The 1,030-nt window shown below is 60.2% G+C and carries 1 protein-coding gene and 1 pseudogene; both read left to right on the top strand.

Annotated elements, in window-relative coordinates:
- Positions 1–857: MlaE family ABC transporter permease (locus ABQF13_RS25265; RefSeq protein ID WP_448395546.1), on the top strand; the 857-nt coding region annotated here is incomplete at its 5' end.
- A 12-nt stretch (positions 858–869) separates the two neighbouring features.
- Positions 870–1,030: pseudogene (locus ABQF13_RS25260) on the top strand (MCE family protein); the annotation flags it as partial.

Raw genomic sequence — 1,030 nt, 5'->3', positions numbered from 1 at the left:
TGGGCACGATGACGATTTTGCGCAGCACGTATCCGCGGTTGACGCGGTCGGTGCGTCGTCCGGTGGATGTGTTGGGCCGTATCGGTGATCATCTGTTGTTTTATGTGCGGGCGTTGGCCGGGATTCCGCATGCCAGTGTGCATTTCCGTAAAGAGATTGTGCGGTTGATCGCTGAGATTTCGATGGGTGCGGGCACGTTGGCGATGATCGGCGGCACGGTGGCCATCGTCGGGTTTCTCACGTTGGCGGCCGGGGGCACGTTGGCGGTGCAGGGTTATTCGTCGTTGGGTGATATCGGTATTGAGGCGTTGACCGGGTTTTTGGCGGCGTTTATCAATGTGCGCATCGCCGCGCCGGTGGTGGCCGGGATCGGGTTGGCGGCCACGTTCGGGGCGGGGGTGACCGCGCAGTTGGGCGCGATGCGTATCAATGAGGAGATTGATGCGTTGGAGTCGATGGCGATCCGCCCGGTGGAGTACTTGGTGTCGACGCGGATTGTGGCCGGGATGTTGGCGATCACCCCGTTGTATTCGATCGCGGTCATTCTCTCGTTTGTGGCCAGTCAGTTCACCACGGTGGTGTTGTTCGGGCAGTCGGGGGGTTTGTATGACCATTATTTCGACACGTTTTTGAACCCGATCGATTTGTTGTGGTCGTTTCTGCAGGCGGTGTTGATGGCGATCACGATCTTGTTGATCCACACCTACTTCGGTTACTTCGCCTCCGGGGGGCCCTCCGGGGTGGGGGTAGCGGTGGGTAATGCGGTGCGCACCAGCCTGGTGGTGGTGGTCTCGGTGACACTGTTGGTGTCGCTGTCGGTGTATGGCTCCAACGGCAACTTCAACCTCTCCGGCTAGAACAGGCGATCCATGAAATCTGGTGCACTACGCCCGCTGACCGGGCTGGCCATGGTCATCACCATCATCGCCATCATCGCCCTGGCGATCGCGCTGTTTCGCGGCGACTTCACCAAAACCGTGCCCATCACCGTCATCTCTGACCGCGCCGGACTCGTCATGAACCCCGACGC

This window comes from Mycolicibacterium sp. XJ879, assembly GCF_053483935.1.
This window is presented reverse-complemented; position numbering and strand designations above follow the sequence as displayed.